Origin of the sequence: Nitrospira sp. T9 (assembly GCF_052156535.1) — a bacterium.
Taxonomy (GTDB): Bacteria; Nitrospirota; Nitrospiria; order Nitrospirales; family UBA8639; genus Nitrospira_E.
Genome location: NZ_JBQKUP010000014.1, coordinates 12,796 through 28,918 on the forward strand (window position 1 = coordinate 12,796; position 16,123 = coordinate 28,918).

At 47.0% G+C, this 16,123-nt stretch carries 17 protein-coding genes; 9 read left to right on the forward strand and 8 right to left on the reverse strand.

Annotated features, from left to right (window positions below; genetic code table 11):
* Positions 1–6: 6 nt before the first annotated feature.
* From ACTRXD_RS00435 to ACTRXD_RS00455, 5 genes are all read right to left on the reverse strand, one after another.
* Positions 7–768 carry a hypothetical protein gene (locus ACTRXD_RS00435; RefSeq protein ID WP_442429916.1) on the reverse strand — a complete coding sequence of 254 codons (762 nt, stop codon included), beginning with the start codon at positions 766–768 and terminating at the stop codon, positions 7–9.
* Positions 769–928: 160 nt separating this feature from the next.
* Positions 929–1,123 carry a hypothetical protein gene (locus ACTRXD_RS00440; RefSeq protein WP_442429917.1) on the reverse strand — a complete coding sequence of 65 codons (195 nt, stop codon included), beginning with the start codon at positions 1,121–1,123 and terminating at the stop codon, positions 929–931.
* Between the two features lie 344 nt (positions 1,124–1,467).
* A complete protein-coding gene (locus tag ACTRXD_RS00445; RefSeq protein ID WP_442429918.1) occupies positions 1,468–2,484 on the reverse strand; it encodes a hypothetical protein in 1,017 nt (338 codons plus the stop codon).
* The gene (locus ACTRXD_RS00450; protein WP_442429919.1) at positions 2,436–4,913 is read right to left on the reverse strand and encodes a tetratricopeptide repeat protein; all 2,478 of its coding nucleotides are present in this window, start codon (positions 4,911–4,913) and stop codon (positions 2,436–2,438) included. Before ACTRXD_RS00450 ends, ACTRXD_RS00445 begins: the two co-directional genes overlap by 49 nt.
* Positions 4,914–5,224: 311 nt before the next feature.
* Entirely contained in the window at positions 5,225–5,581 is a 357-nt protein-coding gene (locus ACTRXD_RS00455) for a mobilization protein (protein WP_442429920.1), read from the reverse strand.
* Positions 5,582–5,844: 263 nt separating this feature from the next.
* Here ACTRXD_RS00455 and mobQ point away from each other — a divergent pair, with 263 nt between their 5' ends.
* The 8 genes from mobQ to ACTRXD_RS00495 all read left to right on the forward strand — a co-directional run bounded on the left by mobQ (position 5,845) and on the right by ACTRXD_RS00495 (position 11,479).
* The gene (gene mobQ / locus ACTRXD_RS00460) at positions 5,845–7,221 is read left to right on the forward strand and encodes a MobQ family relaxase (protein WP_442429921.1); all 1,377 of its coding nucleotides are present in this window, start codon (positions 5,845–5,847) and stop codon (positions 7,219–7,221) included.
* Between the two features lie 190 nt (positions 7,222–7,411).
* The gene (locus tag ACTRXD_RS00465) at positions 7,412–8,110 is read left to right on the forward strand and encodes an AAA family ATPase (RefSeq protein ID WP_442429922.1); all 699 of its coding nucleotides are present in this window, start codon (positions 7,412–7,414) and stop codon (positions 8,108–8,110) included.
* A gap of 2 nt (positions 8,111–8,112) precedes the next feature.
* Positions 8,113–8,472, forward strand: coding sequence for a stability/partitioning determinant (locus ACTRXD_RS00470; RefSeq protein WP_442429923.1), 360 nt, complete (start codon positions 8,113–8,115; stop codon positions 8,470–8,472).
* A 105-nt stretch (positions 8,473–8,577) separates the two neighbouring features.
* Positions 8,578–9,654 (forward strand): hypothetical protein, encoded by a 1,077-nt coding sequence (locus ACTRXD_RS00475; RefSeq protein ID WP_442429924.1) that lies wholly within the window; start codon positions 8,578–8,580, stop codon positions 9,652–9,654.
* A gap of 599 nt (positions 9,655–10,253) precedes the next feature.
* On the forward strand, positions 10,254–10,508 hold the full coding sequence (locus ACTRXD_RS00480; protein ID WP_442429925.1) for a hypothetical protein: 255 nt from the start codon (positions 10,254–10,256) through the stop codon (positions 10,506–10,508).
* Between the two features lie 229 nt (positions 10,509–10,737).
* Complete coding sequence (locus ACTRXD_RS00485; protein ID WP_442429926.1) at positions 10,738–10,953, forward strand: hypothetical protein; 216 nt, start codon at positions 10,738–10,740, stop codon at positions 10,951–10,953.
* Between the two features lie 88 nt (positions 10,954–11,041).
* Entirely contained in the window at positions 11,042–11,242 is a 201-nt protein-coding gene (locus ACTRXD_RS00490) for a hypothetical protein (RefSeq protein WP_442429927.1), read from the forward strand.
* Positions 11,243–11,263: 21 nt separating this feature from the next.
* Positions 11,264–11,479 carry a hypothetical protein gene (locus ACTRXD_RS00495; protein WP_442429928.1) on the forward strand — a complete coding sequence of 72 codons (216 nt, stop codon included), beginning with the start codon at positions 11,264–11,266 and terminating at the stop codon, positions 11,477–11,479.
* Positions 11,480–11,636: 157 nt separating this feature from the next.
* On the opposite strand, the gene ACTRXD_RS00500 is transcribed toward ACTRXD_RS00495, so the two are convergent.
* The 3 genes from ACTRXD_RS00500 to ACTRXD_RS00510 form a co-directional block, all read right to left on the reverse strand.
* The gene (locus ACTRXD_RS00500) at positions 11,637–12,680 is read right to left on the reverse strand and encodes a DUF4917 family protein (protein WP_442429929.1); all 1,044 of its coding nucleotides are present in this window, start codon (positions 12,678–12,680) and stop codon (positions 11,637–11,639) included.
* Between the two features lie 154 nt (positions 12,681–12,834).
* Positions 12,835–14,703: a restriction endonuclease subunit M gene (locus ACTRXD_RS00505; RefSeq protein ID WP_442429930.1), complete on the reverse strand. Its 1,869-nt coding sequence runs from the start codon at positions 14,701–14,703 to the stop codon at positions 12,835–12,837.
* Complete coding sequence (locus tag ACTRXD_RS00510) at positions 14,700–15,431, reverse strand: restriction endonuclease subunit S (RefSeq protein ID WP_442429931.1); 732 nt, start codon at positions 15,429–15,431, stop codon at positions 14,700–14,702. Before ACTRXD_RS00510 ends, ACTRXD_RS00505 begins: the two co-directional genes overlap by 4 nt.
* Positions 15,432–15,802: 371 nt before the next feature.
* Here ACTRXD_RS00510 and ACTRXD_RS00515 point away from each other — a divergent pair, with 371 nt between their 5' ends.
* Positions 15,803–16,081: a type II toxin-antitoxin system RelE/ParE family toxin gene (locus tag ACTRXD_RS00515; RefSeq protein ID WP_442429932.1), complete on the forward strand. Its 279-nt coding sequence runs from the start codon at positions 15,803–15,805 to the stop codon at positions 16,079–16,081.
* The last annotated feature ends 42 nt before the right edge of the window (positions 16,082–16,123 follow it).

Here is a 16,123-nt window from a genome sequence, read left to right on the forward strand (position 1 = left end):
AGAGGTTTATAATGACTGAAATTTTTCAATTTTTGAGGCAGTCCAGAACCCAACCAGCGTGGTCAGACCAAAAGTCAAACACGCGATCACGGACATGGCGACCGGATCCAGGGCTACGGCATTCGGGTCGACGAAAATCGTGCCCTTTTCTTCCATCGCAAATCGCGCTTTGAGCATGTAGCCTTCCATGGCCATGGAGGACAGATACAGGCCAAGCGGTACCCCGAGTTTGACCCTCGCCATCGGTAGGTTCGCCACGGCGGCGTACCCGCGATCCCACACCCCCAACCGAATAACCATCATGAAAAACAACACGGGCGAAATCACTACGAGCGTGGTCATGAGTAAGACCACGATGCCTTGCACCGAAATTTGGGGATAGAGGGCTTTCACCACTTCTCCAATGATCGGAACCCGAGCGGGGAACATATTTTTCCCGAACTGGACGATTTCAAAATAAATCGCGCCATGGACCAAGGCGGCAACAAACTCCAACACCCCACAGGGGATGAGCATGAGATAATCACCCAATGACCGTGGCTCCCGTTTTACCTGCGTTCCGGCTCCACCGTCGTTTCCTGGAATTCCAAAGGCCCGAGAAATTTTTTCGAATTCGGCGGCCTCGGTTCCGTTCCCGATTGCCATCCCCATTAAGGGAAGGGCTCCCAATCCGAAGAGATATTCCGGTCCAAACTCACCAACCCCAACTCCGACAATCACGCACCCGGCCACAATGACGAGGCCATACATCCAAAAAGCAGCCATCATCTTTTTAGCCCTCCTCCCCATCCGCCCATTTTTAATCAGTACCCAAAGAGTTCATTTTCCCTTCCACATCCTGGATGAAGAAGGGAAAATGAGAACCCCCAAGTCAACGAAAGATTTCCTTTCAACCTGTTGCCTTCTATTCCGTGTTTTCGCCAAAGGACTATCGTTTTGTGAAGTGATGGGTACTGCCGTCGTAATGCCATTTTTTGGAATCGCTGGAAGCCCAGATTAATCCCAAAATCGTCAGCCCCAACAACATCCAATCCCCACTCGTCCCACGAAAGTTACCTGTGAAAATCACAATGATTGAACAAATAAGTAAAAGAGCCGATGCGCCGCCGATAAACCCCCTCATGGCCACCCTCCTTTTTAATATTGAAAAACGACTGCGTGAATAATTGAGTCTTTACGTCTGCATCCCTGATGCAGCCGCCCCGTGAGAGACCGATCTGTCGGCTAAGACCCCAGGACGATATGAAAAAAGCACCGAAAAATTTTTCCCCCACCTTTTGACCCACCTGATAACCCTGTTGTTCAGAACATTGTCAGACTCATGATGGCTCCCAATAATAAAGTCAGCATATTTGCTGACATTTATTGCGAGTATGTCAGCAAATATGCTGACAGTCAAGACATTAAAAAAGCCATTTAAAAACAATGACTTTTTTTACATTACTCTAATTGTGTGGGGATGAATTACTAAATTAGGTGGGGTTCAATATCTAAATCTTTTGTCTGGTTTTCTAATTCGAGATCGAATTGGAGCTTTAAAAGCTTCTTAACTGTATAGATTTTTCCAGTCTTCCTTCGACATTCATCAAACAACTTTGAAAGTTTTACCGCAACGTTTTTAGAAACAGCCCTTTCACCACCAATTATTTGATACAAGTATTTACGGTCTATTCCAGTTTTATTAGCCGCTTCTTCAACGGTTATTTCTAATCCATCGATTAAATCTTTCCTAATGATTTCGCCGACGGATAGAGAGGGTTCAAGTACAGTAGTTCCCTTTTCTTCTGACATTGCTTCTGTTGTTTGTTGATTTTCATAGAGTTCCTTTTTTATTGCATAGCTTTCTAATTCCTGCAACCTTTTTAACGCTTCATTTTTACCAACTCGTGCTCTTTCATTCAATTTTTCTTCCCGAAGAGCCCTATTAAATGCTCTGAACGCTGCCAGATTTTTGCCTTTCAACTGAAAGGCATGGCCTCGTAAGACCCATGGTAAACTTTTGGACCCCGAGACTTTTTTTGCTTGCGCAATAACCTTTGGAATGTCTTGAAACTTTCCTTGCTTTGCTAACACCTCAATCCATGACACCCAGAACCAACTCTCATGCGGCGCAACGACAATGGCGTCTTTTAAGGCCTTGATAACTTCCGCATCGTCTTTTTGAAGACGATGAATCCGGCATTTAATTTTGTACGACTCTGGATCTTGCTCATCATTCTCAATCGCTTGGGTGATATGGTAGAGAGCCTCATTATACGCTGGCTGGTCATTTTCATCTTTCTCCAATAACTTTATCTTGGCTCTCCATCTATGATAGATGGCCAAACGATCAGGGTCTTTACTGAGCGTCTTTCCCCCACGCTGGGCTTTTGGTGGTTCGGACACTTTCTCTAAAATAGCTTCCGTGTCCGAGTCAATCGTTGTCAGCACTGTCCCTAAACCCCCAGAAACCTTAGCATGTTCATCTTCAAGCTCTTTATCCATTCATCGTTCGGGTCCAACTCAGCCGCTATTTCATAAGATTCTCTCGCTTCTTCAACCTTCCCGATCGTTTCGAGGATCTCCCCTCGTATAGCCCAGGCAAGAGGCATTTTTCGATCATTGAAGATAGCTTGTTCGATTTGTTCGAACGCTTCTTCAGGGGTCCGCTCCTTTAGTCTTCGAAAGACTATGGCTCTCAACATTAATAATCCCGGATTCTTCGCATCCTTTTTCAAGGCGCGATACAAAAAAGCAGACGATTCATCATATTGGCCATGAAAAGCTGAGGTTATGCCTTTTAACCCCCAAACTTCTACCAACTGAGAATTCATCTTCCATGCTCGCTCTACCCAGCTATCTGCTTCATCCCATTGATCCATGATGCCATAAAACCACCCAATCCCAAGCAGCACAAATGCATTTTGAGGATACTGCTCCAGTAAGCTTTTTAGCACGGTGACGGCTTCATTTATTCTATCTAATCTGCTAAATGCGCCTGCTTTTATGTATTGAAAAAGTCCCTCACAATTTTGCTGAATTATCTGCTCATAAATCTTTCTGGCATCATCTTTCCGCCCTTGAGTATCAAGAACAAGGGCATGAACCCATAAGGCCCGTATATCCATGGGCTTGCGCGTTAAAACATATTGACAATCTAAGAGGGCCTCATCAGGTCGGTCTAACTTCAAATAAATTACACTTCTGAGGACATAGGCATCATCATTATGCCGATCGAGCTCTAAGGCTTGCCGACAAGCTTTTAATCCTTCCTCTAATTTAAATGTTTGAAAAAAATACGCGGCTTTTTCGCTGTGAGCCCAACTTTCTTTTGGGTCCAGCAGGAGTGCGGACAGGCACGCGGCCCAACCTTCATCCGTCCGAGAAAGTACCCGTAAGATTCTTGATTTATTCAACCATGCGTGGACTGAGGATGGTTCAAACTTCAAAGCCTGGTCAACTGCCATTAGTGCTTCTTCAAGATGTCCCAACATAGACAAAGCTATGCCCTTATTAGTCCAGGCTTGGCTTGAGGAAGGGTCAAGCTTTAAGGCCTGCTCACAGGCCTCAAATGCTGGGGCACTTTGCCCAAGTGAAATTAACACAGCCGCTCTCCATGCCCACCCATGCGCCAAATTAGGATCAAGCTTCAGAGCCCGGTCTATTGCATCTAAAGCTTCTTGAAATCGCCATAGCCGCTGAAGCACAGTACTCTTATTCGCCCATGCCTGCGCCAGAGCAGGATTAAGCTTCAAGGCTTGCTCAAGACTTTCTAACGCCTCATCATACTGTCTTAAAAATAGAAGCCCGAAACCCTTATTACTCCAAGCTTGGGCAAAGGCAGGATCTAATTGTAAGGCGTGGTCAGCAGCCTCTATGGCCTCTTCATAGCGCCGTAACTTTGCGAGTGCTGAACTCATATTGTAATAAGCATTCCCCATATTTGGATTAAGTGTTATAGCTTGCTCCCAAGCCCCTAATGCTTCTGGAAACCGCTTAAATTGAGAAAGGAGTAGGCCTTTGTTGTACCAGACCCAGTCCGTAGTGGGATCAAGCTTTAAGGCTTTATCGTAGGCTTCAAGAGCTAGGTCACACTGACCTAAATTAAGTAAGGTTGTCCCCCGAGTTCCCCAGGCCTGGGCTAGGGAAGGATCTAATTGCAAAGCGTGGTCAGCAACGTCTAAAGCCTCTTGAGTATGGCCTTCTTGTAGAAGAATGCGGCTCTTGGTAACCCAGGCCAAAGCCAACCCAGAGTCAAGCGCTATGGCTTGCTCCGTCATCTGCAACGCCTCATCAAGCCGTTCCAACCTCCAAAGGATTTCGCCCTGATACATATATGCCTCGGCCTGCTTGGGGTTTACAACAGCTAACCGTTTCCATTCATCTAAGGCTTCTTCAAGACGCCCAAGGTTTAAAAGCGTCGAAGCCTTATTATATCGCGCTGCACTCAACTTCTTATTTAATTGTAAGGCCTGCTCCGAAGCCGTCAGGGATTCTTCAAACTGCCCTAAGTTGAAAAGAGCAACTCCTTTATGGAGCCAAGCAAGATCAATCGTATTTTGTAATTGAATGGCCCGAATACACGCCTTTAACGCCTCTTTAAATCGTCCTAATTCATTGAGAGCCATGCCTTTGACAATCCACAACCAAGCTAGGTTTTCATTCAAATTTAGTCCACATTCGGTCGCCTCCAAAGACTCCTGTGAACGCCCCAAATTAATAAGAGCAGCCCCCTTCAGGTACCATCCTACCACCTGCGTTTCATCCCTTTTCAGCCCTTCTTTACAAGAATTTAGGGCATCCTCGTAACGTGTTAAGCGAAATAAAATATCAGCCTTTTCAAACCACGGGCCTGCGTCATCAGGATTGAGTTTTAGCTTCTGATTACATTCTTCGAGAAGTTTTAAGCTTTCGCTATCTGCCGTGCTATTCATTAATCTTTTTCTCCAAAACGTCAATGCTCCCCCTTCTCCTGTGCCGTCACAGGAAAAGGGAAAGCGCACATTTCACAAAATAACCTCAACAAAATGAAGATTGGGATAAGGGGCACCGACTTCATCTTTCGCTCTTAGAAGCCCCCCACCAGCGCCAAAAATTTGGTTCTACTGAAGCCATTTCACCTCCCCCATCATTGTCGCGAAAATATCATAGCGGGGTTTGGGGGCGGCAATGAGCCCCCATGTCTTCAAAATGTCATGGGTGCTTAGCCCATGGCCTTCTTTACATCTTAAAAAATTGACTGCCGTTAGGCAGTCACCTTGTGTTTTTCTTCGGCCTTATCTTTCCGATGTTGGGCGGATATCTGGGGAAAAAGTTTGCGGTCGTCTTCTCGGGTGAGGTAGCGGTCGAGGAGCCGGGTAATCGTATCGTAAAGTTCCGGTTTTTTTTCGGCTTCAGTCATAAGGGTTGAGCCGACAAGAATTTTCCGGCGGGTATCGAGTTTGCGTTCTTGTTGCTTTTCCCGGTTCTTGGTCAGGGAAATTTGCTTGCTGATTTTGGCACGTTGTTGTTCGAGCTTTTCTAGTCGTGTGAGAGGCTTGGGTTTTGAATCATCGGTTGTGGTGGCTTTTTGGGGAAAGTCCTTTCTCAGGTTCTCAGTCATCGTATGCAGGTACTCCAATGTGTTGTGTTGTTTCGGGTGTGGGTGGCTCCGTGGTTGTGGCTTGGCGTTTGTGCCTTGAGTGTGGATGAGTCGGATTCAGCATAACGCGAGTCGTAGATTGTGGTCAATATATTGTGGTATTGTGATGTGGTTAAATCCCGTAAGGGCGCACTTATACATCACTTCGTGATGTGTGCTTGCAAGGAGCGGTTCTCGCTTCTCTCGTTTTTCAAATTGCGTATTTTCTAACTGGTCGCGTTTCTGTGGCAATTTACCATTACTCGGCCAAGGTCATTGGCCGATCAACAGGACGAAGCGTCACCGCCGCCGCAGCCTACCGGGCTGGTGTGGACATCCACGATTCTACCACGGGACTCGATCATAAATACTCCAGCCGTGGTGGGGTTATCGAAAGCGAAATTCTCACCCCAGACTATGCCCCAGACTGGGCCACCGACCGGGCTGCGTTGTGGAACATCGTCGAAGCCACGGAAAAACGCAAAGATGCGCAACTGGCCCGTGAAGTGGAAGTCTCCCTCCCCCATGAACTCAACCACGACCAGCGCCGCGAGTTGCTCACGAGCTTTGCTCACGACCGCTATGTGTCCAAGGGCATGATTGCCGATATTTCCTACCACGCACCGGGCCAAGGTGGTGATGATCGCAACCACCACGCCCATATTTTGTTGACCCTGCGCCCGCTCAATGATCACGGTGCCTTCGGTAACAAAAACCGCGCTTGGAACCAGAAGCAGGCCCTTGTCCAAGACCGCGAGGCATGGGCCGACTATCTCAATCAGGCTTTGGAGCGTGTGGGTTCTCAGGATCGCGTGGACGCTCGTAGTTTTGAAGAACGGGGCATGGGGCAAAAGCCGACCAAGCACCTTGGCCCGGATGCCACCGAAATGGAGCGACGCGGCGAGCCAACCCGGATCGGGGATGAGAACCGCGAAGCCGAATATTGGAACCGGGAACTGGCCGAATTGGAGAGCCAAGAAAAGATTATTGATCTGGCCATCGAACGTGAAAAACGCAAGATCGCCCATGAGCAAACGCGCACCACCGCGTTCGCTCAAAAAGCCAGAGGGGAAACCTTGCGCGAAAAGACGCAAGGATTCCCCGATCAGGCCGCCCTCCTCGCCCAGCGACAAGAAAGAATTCGGCTCAAGCATTTGGATGAACGCCGCGCATTGGAAGCCCAAATTGATCGCAAGCGCTATGAATTGATCGAGAGCAATGAACGGATATACGACCAGAGACAGGCTCAGAAAGACCTCAAAATCGCCCAAAATGAGCTCAGGAAGGCTCAAACTCCATTTGGGCGGCTCTCGGGGAGGGAAAAGGTCTTACGAGAGCGTGTGGAGGCATTACGGCTGAATTTAGAGGATATTGAACGACGGCAACAGGAGCGCCGTGGGCAATTCGATCGTTTTGCGGCTGAACAGCTTGCCGCGCTTGAACATCAACAGCACCTTGAGACGGAGCGGCTGCATGCGCCTCCCCTGCCCGATCGCGATTCGGACACGAAAGACTTCCGCGAATATACGCCGGACGCCCCTGCCCCACGTGCCGTCAACGACCCTGAAGCCTTCCCGGATCACGACCTCGACCACGATCAAGGGCCGGAATTGGATCGGTAATCCTTTCATTTTAATATGATAGCTATCTAGTAGCTATAGTATATCATGATATATGGTAGCTACTAGATATCATGATATCTGAAAGCTATTCGTTACCAGAAAGCTAGACGTTATCCACAAATTGCGCTAGGGTAGGGGAGTTTTTCGTTGAAGGATTCCCTTCAATCCCGCCTAGCAAGGAGCGTCCACCATGCCCGTTATTTCTTTAGCCAGCCCGAAGGGCGGCGTCGGTAAAACGACCGCCGCGTTATTACTTGCCACCGAACTTGCGCACAAGGGAGTAGGGGTGACGGTGATCGACGCCGACCCGGAGCACTACATTGAACGTTGGGCAAAGCTGCCGGATAAACCTGCCAACCTGCATGTCTTCACCGCAGCCACAGAAGACACGATCATTGATGATATTGAACGGGCGCAGGAAGTCACGCCCTTTGTCATTGTCGATCTGGAAGGCTCGGCCAATCTGCTGGTGGCCTATACCATCATGCACTCTGATCTGGTCATCATTCCAATGCAGCCATCCGGCCTCGATGCTGCCGGAGCCGCCAAGGGGCTGAAACTGGTGAAGCAGCAGGAAAAGAGCGCCCGCAGAAGCATTCCGCATGCCGTGTTATTTACCCGCACCAAAGCCGCGATCCGCACCAAAACCTTTGCCGCCATTCAGGAACAACTGGAAAAGGCCAAGGTTCCGGTTTTTACCACGCAGATTTTAGAGCGCGAAGTGTACCGCTCCTTGTTTGATTTTGGCGGCACCCTTGAAGACCTTGATCCCAAGGACGTGTATAAAGTTGACGATGCCATTGGCAACGCCCGGAACTTTGCGGGTGAAGTGCTGGCCATGGTGAAAAGTACTGCGTCTTCCCCCACCAAAAAAGTTGAGGTCGCCTAACGATGAGCAAGCAACGCGCAGAAATTGGCTTTGATGCCAACTTGGAAACACTTGATCCCAAAGAATGGGAAACCCCGAAATGGAAGGGGAGTCCCATCCATCCAGACATCCCCAAAGAGGAGATACGCAAGGTGGCTGAACAATCGGGTTTTACCAGCCGGGAAGGACGGCGCATTCACCGCACAGGCCGCAGCGAACAGTTAAATTTGAAAGTGCGCCATCGGGATAAAGAAGCCTTTTATGCCTTATGCGATCAAAAAGGATGGGTGCTGGGCGAAACCTTTCAATATGCCCTTGAAGCCTTGCAGCGTGAGCTTACCACCACCAAGACTCACACCTCTTCCACCGCCACGAAGGAGTAGGGGAGTGCACCGAATCTGTGAATAATCGTCTTGCCTCCATAGCATCCCCGTCCTAAACCTGTTACACGAAACGTAGTTTCCACGTTTGAAAAAGTATTGTCTCTGATGCCGAAGAATCTTCCCGCAAAAAAAGACCTACTGACCTTCAAAGCCCCGGAAAGTCACCAGTTTGACCTCTTTACCTTTTCCCTTGGCCTGCCGGCAGAGCACTCCAATACGATCGAATTTTATGATTCGATTCCAAAATATGCGATTACTACTGCCAAGCAAAACCGCCTGCGTGATGATCGCGGGAATCTCAAACCACAAAAAGTCCATTTTGTCTACCGTCCGACGCTCAAGCCGGAAGATGGCTCTGAAATCATCCCGCGTGAAATTCCGTGCGTGATGACCATTAGCCCAGCCCAGATTGAAGAATCAGACGGCTCCTACAAGCATTATTTCCCCTCGACAGATGAAGAACTTGTCGAGGAAGTCTTGCGCAAGATGCTGGCCGAACAACAATACGGCTTGCACTTGGTCGAGAACCCCGAAACCTTTGTGCGCTATACCGTGTATTTGATCGGGGCCGAACTCAAACGCCGCAGCAAGACCCGCAGCCATGGACAAATCCAAAAGGCGATTAAAATTCTCAATGAAACCAAATATCACATTCAGGCCGAAGGCTTACCCAATGGCTTTGAATTTAAGGGCAGCATCCTTCCGGAAATCATCACCAAAACCCGCTCTGATTTTATGAACGATCCGAAAAGCCCTTCCATTGCCCGGTTTTCAGCGTTGGTTTCACATGGGATTAACAAATTATATTTCCGGCAATACAATTGGGTGCGCCTTATGGATTTAAAATCGGAACTGGCCCGGTGGCTGTTTAAACGCATGGCGCATCAATACACCAATGCCAGTATGACGGTGCCGTTTCACATCACCTATTCAGAGATTGACCGCGATAGCGGCTATATGGACAAAACGCGCCAAACCCGAAACTTCGCCGCCGTGGATAAAGCATGGAGTGAACTGCACCAAAGCAATGTCATCATGTCCGTGGAACGCCGCGAAACGGTCGAAGGGCGCAAGGTGCTCGATATTCTCTATATCATCCGGCCCCATCCGGATTTTAAAGACGAGATTGTCAAAGCCAACCAGAAACGCAGACGGGCGCTTGAGCAGCTCGAAAAACGATAATTGGACTATAGAGAAAAACTGGTCGATTCAGCGTCAGGGCAGGGGATATAGAGAAAAACTGGTCGATACCCCTTTAAAATATGGAGAAAAACTGGTCGATAGTATCGAGAAAAACTGGTCGATAGCGTTTTGTGACTCGAAAACAGGCAGGTTTTCACCACTGAGTATAGAGAAAAACTGGTCGATAGGCTGATTTATATAGAGATTTTTTGGTCGATAGGGTGAAAAATATGGAGAAAAATTGGTCCATGGGGTTGGAATCATAGAGAAAAACTGGTCGATAGCAAAAAAACATAGAGAAAAATCGGTCGATAGATTTTGTAAGTCGTTGTTTTTTTAAGTTTTTTTTCCTGTTGATAACCGTATCCCTTTTCCCTTTTAAGATATCCCTTCTTTTCCCTGTACACATTCCAACATCTGTACCCATCAACCTTTCCTAAAAGGTGGCTCCTGGTCTCCGCGTTTTGAAGACGCTACACCCAGTCGCATTCATATTTTGCACCTACCCTCCGTTCGCTCTGCTCACTTCGCCCCATGCTCCGCATGGCCTTCTAAAAAGGTATCTCCCAAAACCTCGATACTAATTAAAAAAAAGACTTATGAAAAAAACCAGAGAAAGAAAAAAAGAAAATGCGCTATTAAGGGTAGAAATCCGCAAGATTCGGACCACGGAGCTTGGTATTGAACATCGTTTTGTTTTCAGGGAAAGCGTGTGGGAAAGACCTCAGCGTTATGAAAAGATGGTTCTTGTGTTTTCCTTCTTCACCGGAAAGAGCATAGCGCCATCCTCCCGGCGTCAAGGGACGCTCTCGCTTTTACCCTATGACGATCCGATCCGGGTGGCGCTCTTGTGAACGTGTCGGCTCCGAAGGCATGTCAGGCTTGGGTTTGTCTTCCAAAGGCATCGCCTTCCTTGAACTGATCAGCCTTGGGCCATGTTTCTTTTACGGGCGGGCAGGGGCTATGGACCAGATTTTCTCCATATTTCGCCTTTAGCTTTCTTCACCCTGTTTCTATTGACCACTTTTTCTCCATATGCGGTTTTTTCTGGCCCGTGCTGGGTTTTTTCTTCATACTGAATGAATGGCCACACGTATTCCTCTTACACTGGTTCCCCCGGACATGTTGCATAGGCTCTATGCGCGGCAATATCCCGACCTCACATTGATGTTAGAAGATATTGCCAATTTGCCCTACCTGACACCGGAAGAGCATCACAGGCGCATCCTGAGAGCTGTCCAGCTTTATGAAATGACGGTTTATAATCGCGGCCGACCGACAACACCCTTACGTCTGTAAGCGCATTCCCCCAGCATTTTTCTTTACATCATTCCCCGAATCGGGCTAGGTGGGGCTTTCAATGACCTACTGAGTGGAGAAGAAAACGATGACTGAAAACATCCAATATAAAATTGCGGTTCCCGAAACCTATGAAAAGGACGGGGAAGAGAAAACCGCGTGGACGACCGTGGGGACCGCCTTTGCCAATGACAGCGGTAATATTACCTTAGAGCTTCCTGCACACGTAGCCGTCTCTGGCCGGGTGGTGTTATTTCCCAAAAAGAATGAACCTGAAGACAAAGAATAGGGCAGGGGGGCTGTATGAAACATGCCTCGCGAAGCCCTCAAGGCGGGAATGGCGTTTCACTCGTGTCTGATTGATGACGGGATTTTTTTGTTTGACCATTCCTGTAGTCTTTTCTCAGGTGAAGGTTTGTATCGGCGGTTTAACAGGGTAGGGGGCTTTGTTGAAAAAGACTGGTATCGGTTCCCTGACCACTCACATTTGTTAACGAAAGCGAAGGAATTTGATTTTGTCAGATAACCGTTATTGTGTAAAACGAATTTTCTGGACAACACGGTAACCAACCAGCACAAAAAGATATGCAAACTAAACCCCGAAAAGGCTAAACAGGATACTACCGATTTACTGTTGAATTTGATGTTCCGCAAACAATGGTACATCATCTTATTCTGCTGCTTTACCCCCACGGCTGAGCAGATTCAGCATCAAAAAAGTAAATATCGAGCTCGGGTGGTTTTTTCTTTTTGGTTGCAGCTAAATTAGTTCTGGCTTGTTGAATTTGGTTTGTCCGCTTGATTATGGACTGGTTGGCTTGAACGCTTGGTTTTCCAAAAATGCTTACGCAGAGTTGAGTGACTTTCCCTTTTTCAATCAGCCTAAGAAAATGATCGTCGTTTGGGGATAACGAGTTTCCAAAAATAAAGAGGGCACCTCCAATTTTTGAAAAACTCTCAAATGCTTGAGCCAGGTAGGCATTGTGTTTGATCTTCTCTAATTTTTCTTCTGATTTTCCTTCTGCCACGAATAGGGGATATTTCCCATCTTCCAAAGCAATCGTGATTTGTTCTTTAATCCGCACACCGGTTTTACTCCATGTGTATTTCTGCAATTCCACCCCGGAATCAAACAAATGAAGAGCGCCATGCAAATAATAAATGGTCTGGTTGTATGAATTCTCAACTTCCCAGGTAACATATTCCTCTTCTCCGTGATCCGGATTGCGAAAACCATCGTCACTTTTTACTTCGTAGTCCAGTTCCTTCTGCATCACAGTCCAATACAAGAGCAGATCGTAATTGAGCGTGAAAATCCTCTTGAAATGGGACAAAAATTTTCTGCAAGCCTGGTAGGAATCATCGCTGATTTCAGATAAGAGATCTGGGTGACTGCCCGCAATGGCACTGACCATTACTTCTCTCAGCCCATCTGCATCTTTTTTTAGCGTTTTGGAAAATCCATTTTTATCTTCTTTGTAAACAGAGATCACCTTGGCTGTAGAACGAAGTGCTTCAATGACAACTTCAAAATCCGTCGTCTCCAGAGCGTCAAACACCGACCTGGCGTGTTTGGATAAAGCAGCGAAATCTGCATTCTCGAATAATGAAAAATAGTCGAAAATATCATTTCGGCAGGCGCGGCTAAACCCGTTTCCCAGGAGAATATGTCTATTGTTTTGATGTTCTGTGGCTTTCAACGCATCATCAAAGGAAATAATCTTCATCGTACCTTCTTCTCGCAACATGGATTGGGCGGCCCCAATTTGCTAATACAGTGTAGGCCATAAAAAAAAGAAAACAGGTTTTCACAATTGATAACTTGTGGAAAATAAAGCAAACAGGAAAAATAGAGTTCCTCTAACTTTTTTAAGTTAGAGGTTATTTATTCAACCTTCGCCATTCACGAAAAGCTTCGGGGACTGCGGCAATCTGATCATCAATAATTTTGTCACCCTTTTCGGTGGTCTTTTCACGCCCATCAGGCTGCCGCAGGTAAACCGCTTTGGCCCTATTGTTAATTCCTGAGGTTTTGGGAACTGCCATAAACACCTGATAGATGTGATCGACAATTCCCTTATCCGCCTGTTCTGCTTCTTCACGGGTAAGTTTTTGCACCAGAAGTACACTAGGATTGTTAACCCCACCACTTGCTTTGAATGTCGTTTTTGGTAGGTCTATAGACGCAATTAGGCGCGAGCGCCGAAGTAACCAAGAACGAATAAAACGGAGGCCAGGATTATTTAGAATTCCGTCGGGTAATACTATCGCTAAGTGGCCGCCGGGCTTCACGAATTTCAAGGCCGTCTCGACAAACAGTTGCTCGGCTGGCATTGACGCTCGGCGCTCCCGGGATTCTGATCGGGGCAATTCATACTGGTCTAGGATATGCCCATCGTCGATTTTCGCGCTGCCGCCGAATGGGGGATTAGTTAATACTATGTCCGCCTTGCCATATGGAGTTTTGCGCCTTGCTGATTCTTCCCATTCTCCTGGTGATTGTACAGAGTCTGCACGGACCACATTTGATGAACCGTCCCCATGCAAGACAAGATTCATTTGACATGTCCGAACAAGAAATGGGTTGATATCCAGGCCAAAAAGATTTCGATTGCAGGCCTCTCTCACCCGTCGTCTAGCATGTTCACGTGCCTTGACTACGTTTGAACGACGGGCCTCTTCCTGTCGTAAGATTACCTTATGCAGGTTTGTTAACCAAGAAACCAAGAACCCGCCAGTCCCACTACAGCAATCCAAGACCTTTAGCGCTGTCAGTTGCGTCTCCGGGTATAGCGCCATGATTATCTGAACACACATGTCACAAACATTACGCGGAGTGAAAAACTCACCCCTGTCTCCACGCAAATTTTCGCCAACAAGCTCTTCATAAGCTTTTCCCTTAACATCTGTGGTTGTTTCCAAAAATGACAAGTATTGAAGTTCGGAAACGACGTAGGCTGCGACGCGAGGCTCTAGTTTAATTCGCTCTCCCTCATCAAAGATGAAAGGATAACGTTCCAGTATACGCTGAAAAAGCGGCGAAAGCCGCTCTTCCATGAGTCTGCGTTGACCGCTTTCCGAGACACGCTCTTTGGGGTGAACTGAAAATTGAAGTTGGTCTCCACCTTCTTCTTCATCGTATGTCTTACAGAAGATTAGCTTTAACATTTCGTGAAAAGCTTCGGCCTTCTGAAGACCGGCGTTGGCATAAATATAGTTATGGCAACGGCGGAAGACGGAGGTCAATTCATGTGCCGGAACGAGATCAGCTCTAGTTGGGCGCTCTGGCTCATCATCACCAAATCTTGGGATATCACCAATTCGATCAATCTTTCCTGTTTCAGGTAACCGCTGGAAGGCGCGCCGTTCTTCGCCCACCCAAAGGCCGAAACGGGTTGTTGGGCAAGCCGACATGTAACTCATTAACTGGCCTTCTCCATATTTCTCATCGGTGGGCTTTTTGTCGTCTCGCTTAGCCTCAATAATTATGAACACCTCTTCCTGTACATGTGGAGCACCTTGCCGGAATATAACTATGTCTGCACTTTTCCGAGCGCGCCCCATGTTAATCTTAACCTCTACTCCAAGGGCATTTTTGGGATATCCGTATTCCTCGACGAGGCTTCTCGCCCAACGCTGGCGGACATGCTCTTCTGGGGTATCTTTTCGAAGCTTACCGGTGACGTAGCACCGCAACTTTCCGGGTGGCACGAGATAAACGATATTTTCTGATTCCTCAGTTTCGCTCATGAATCCGGCCATGCATTATTTAGGGTTTCAATTGCTTTTTCCCGATCCAAAAGTGCGACCATCATTCTTTGATGAATCTCTTCCATTTTCTTTTTTGGTAGAGAGGGAACCAGGACTTCGGCTACCTGGTCATCGGTTACATGATCGATTTGTCCACCATGAGTGTGGCTAAAGATTTGCGACTGTGCATCAGGGGTCGAAAGCCACGCGAGCAAGTAGCCAATCAACCCTCCGTCTTTGGGAATAATTCGGATTAGGTCATGAGTGGATGCCCAACCATTGAGTCGTTTTGGAACATAAAATACTCGCCCTATTGTGCCGCTACATGTCATGAGTAACCAGCCCTCACGAATCAGTAAGGCGTCGACATTAGTTTCTGTGGCATGTGACAGGTATCGCATCCCACCAGCTGGAACACCGAGAGCGAGAAGGCTAAGAAGGTCTGTTGCGTTTAAATAAGGGATGCCATGTTCGGCGTCTTCTGCCCAGATACGTGTAAACTGTCCCCTAAGCTCAACCCTTGCCCATTCAGAAAGTGGGCTAAGCTTGACTCCCGAATCCTTTAGCTTTTTAAGGGTGCCTGCAGCTTTAGGGTTAAAATGTGTGGCATCTAAACGGATATCACTATTTTTGAATATTTCATCAACAGATGTGGACCACGCTTCAAGCTCATTGGCTAGGCTGCTAACGTCATTTTCAGTGTGACTCTTGTTTGCCGGACTATTCATAGAAGGAACTTTTTCGACAAAAAATTCTAATGTCGAGAGGTTTTTTTTTATTTTCTTTAAGAAGGTGGGGAATCAATTAACGGTATTGGTAAATCGACTACATATTTATTTCACTGCATTTCTTTGAATATTTCCGCTGGTTTGATTTTGAATTTCATAATGGGTGTGCTTTATAACAGAATTCATGTAATACTGGAACATAAACACTAAAAAAGTTCTCTCGCATTTCTTTTGGGAAGAGAATTTAGGTTATCAAATATGTGTGATAATATAGATTACGACAAATAATTTCATCTTTTGCTAGCCACTTCAACAACTTACTCCCACCAAAAACTTATTGTAACATGTCATGTTACGTGTTACAATAACCAATGATTGAGAATTTTAGGCATCGCGGCTTAAAAAAGCTCTACGAAAAAGGCGATCGGAGCGGCCTTCGCACGGATATTGCCGAGAAAGCCGAACTGTATCTCTCGATCTTAGATACAGCCCACACGGTGCATGAACTGGATATTACAGGCTTTGGCTTTCATCGGCTCACGGGCAACCTGAAAGGGTTTTACAGTGTGACCGTGTCACGGAATCACCGGATCATTTTCCGGTTTGAAGATGGCCACGCTTTTGATGTGGATTTAGTAGACTATCATTGAGGAGAGAATATTATGGCGATGAAAAACCCTGTCCATCCGGGC

Coding starts and splice junctions, on each gene's coding strand:
- ACTRXD_RS00435 (WP_442429916.1), bottom strand. CDS start 768: ATGATGGCTGCTTTTTGGATGTATGGCCTCGTCATTGTGGCCGGGTGC.
- ACTRXD_RS00440 (WP_442429917.1), bottom strand. CDS start 1,123: ATGAGGGGGTTTATCGGCGGCGCATCGGCTCTTTTACTTATTTGTTCA.
- ACTRXD_RS00445 (WP_442429918.1), bottom strand. CDS start 2,484: ATGGATAAAGAGCTTGAAGATGAACATGCTAAGGTTTCTGGGGGTTTA.
- ACTRXD_RS00450 (WP_442429919.1), bottom strand. CDS start 4,913: ATGAATAGCACGGCAGATAGCGAAAGCTTAAAACTTCTCGAAGAATGT.
- ACTRXD_RS00455 (WP_442429920.1), bottom strand. CDS start 5,581: ATGACTGAGAACCTGAGAAAGGACTTTCCCCAAAAAGCCACCACAACC.
- ACTRXD_RS00465 (WP_442429922.1), top strand. CDS start 7,412: ATGCCCGTTATTTCTTTAGCCAGCCCGAAGGGCGGCGTCGGTAAAACG.
- ACTRXD_RS00470 (WP_442429923.1), top strand. CDS start 8,113: ATGAGCAAGCAACGCGCAGAAATTGGCTTTGATGCCAACTTGGAAACA.
- ACTRXD_RS00475 (WP_442429924.1), top strand. CDS start 8,578: ATGCCGAAGAATCTTCCCGCAAAAAAAGACCTACTGACCTTCAAAGCC.
- ACTRXD_RS00480 (WP_442429925.1), top strand. CDS start 10,254: ATGAAAAAAACCAGAGAAAGAAAAAAAGAAAATGCGCTATTAAGGGTA.
- ACTRXD_RS00485 (WP_442429926.1), top strand. CDS start 10,738: ATGGCCACACGTATTCCTCTTACACTGGTTCCCCCGGACATGTTGCAT.
- ACTRXD_RS00490 (WP_442429927.1), top strand. CDS start 11,042: ATGACTGAAAACATCCAATATAAAATTGCGGTTCCCGAAACCTATGAA.
- ACTRXD_RS00495 (WP_442429928.1), top strand. CDS start 11,264: ATGCCTCGCGAAGCCCTCAAGGCGGGAATGGCGTTTCACTCGTGTCTG.
- ACTRXD_RS00500 (WP_442429929.1), bottom strand. CDS start 12,680: ATGAAGATTATTTCCTTTGATGATGCGTTGAAAGCCACAGAACATCAA.
- ACTRXD_RS00505 (WP_442429930.1), bottom strand. CDS start 14,703: ATGAGCGAAACTGAGGAATCAGAAAATATCGTTTATCTCGTGCCACCC.
- ACTRXD_RS00510 (WP_442429931.1), bottom strand. CDS start 15,431: ATGAATAGTCCGGCAAACAAGAGTCACACTGAAAATGACGTTAGCAGC.
- ACTRXD_RS00515 (WP_442429932.1), top strand. CDS start 15,803: ATGATTGAGAATTTTAGGCATCGCGGCTTAAAAAAGCTCTACGAAAAA.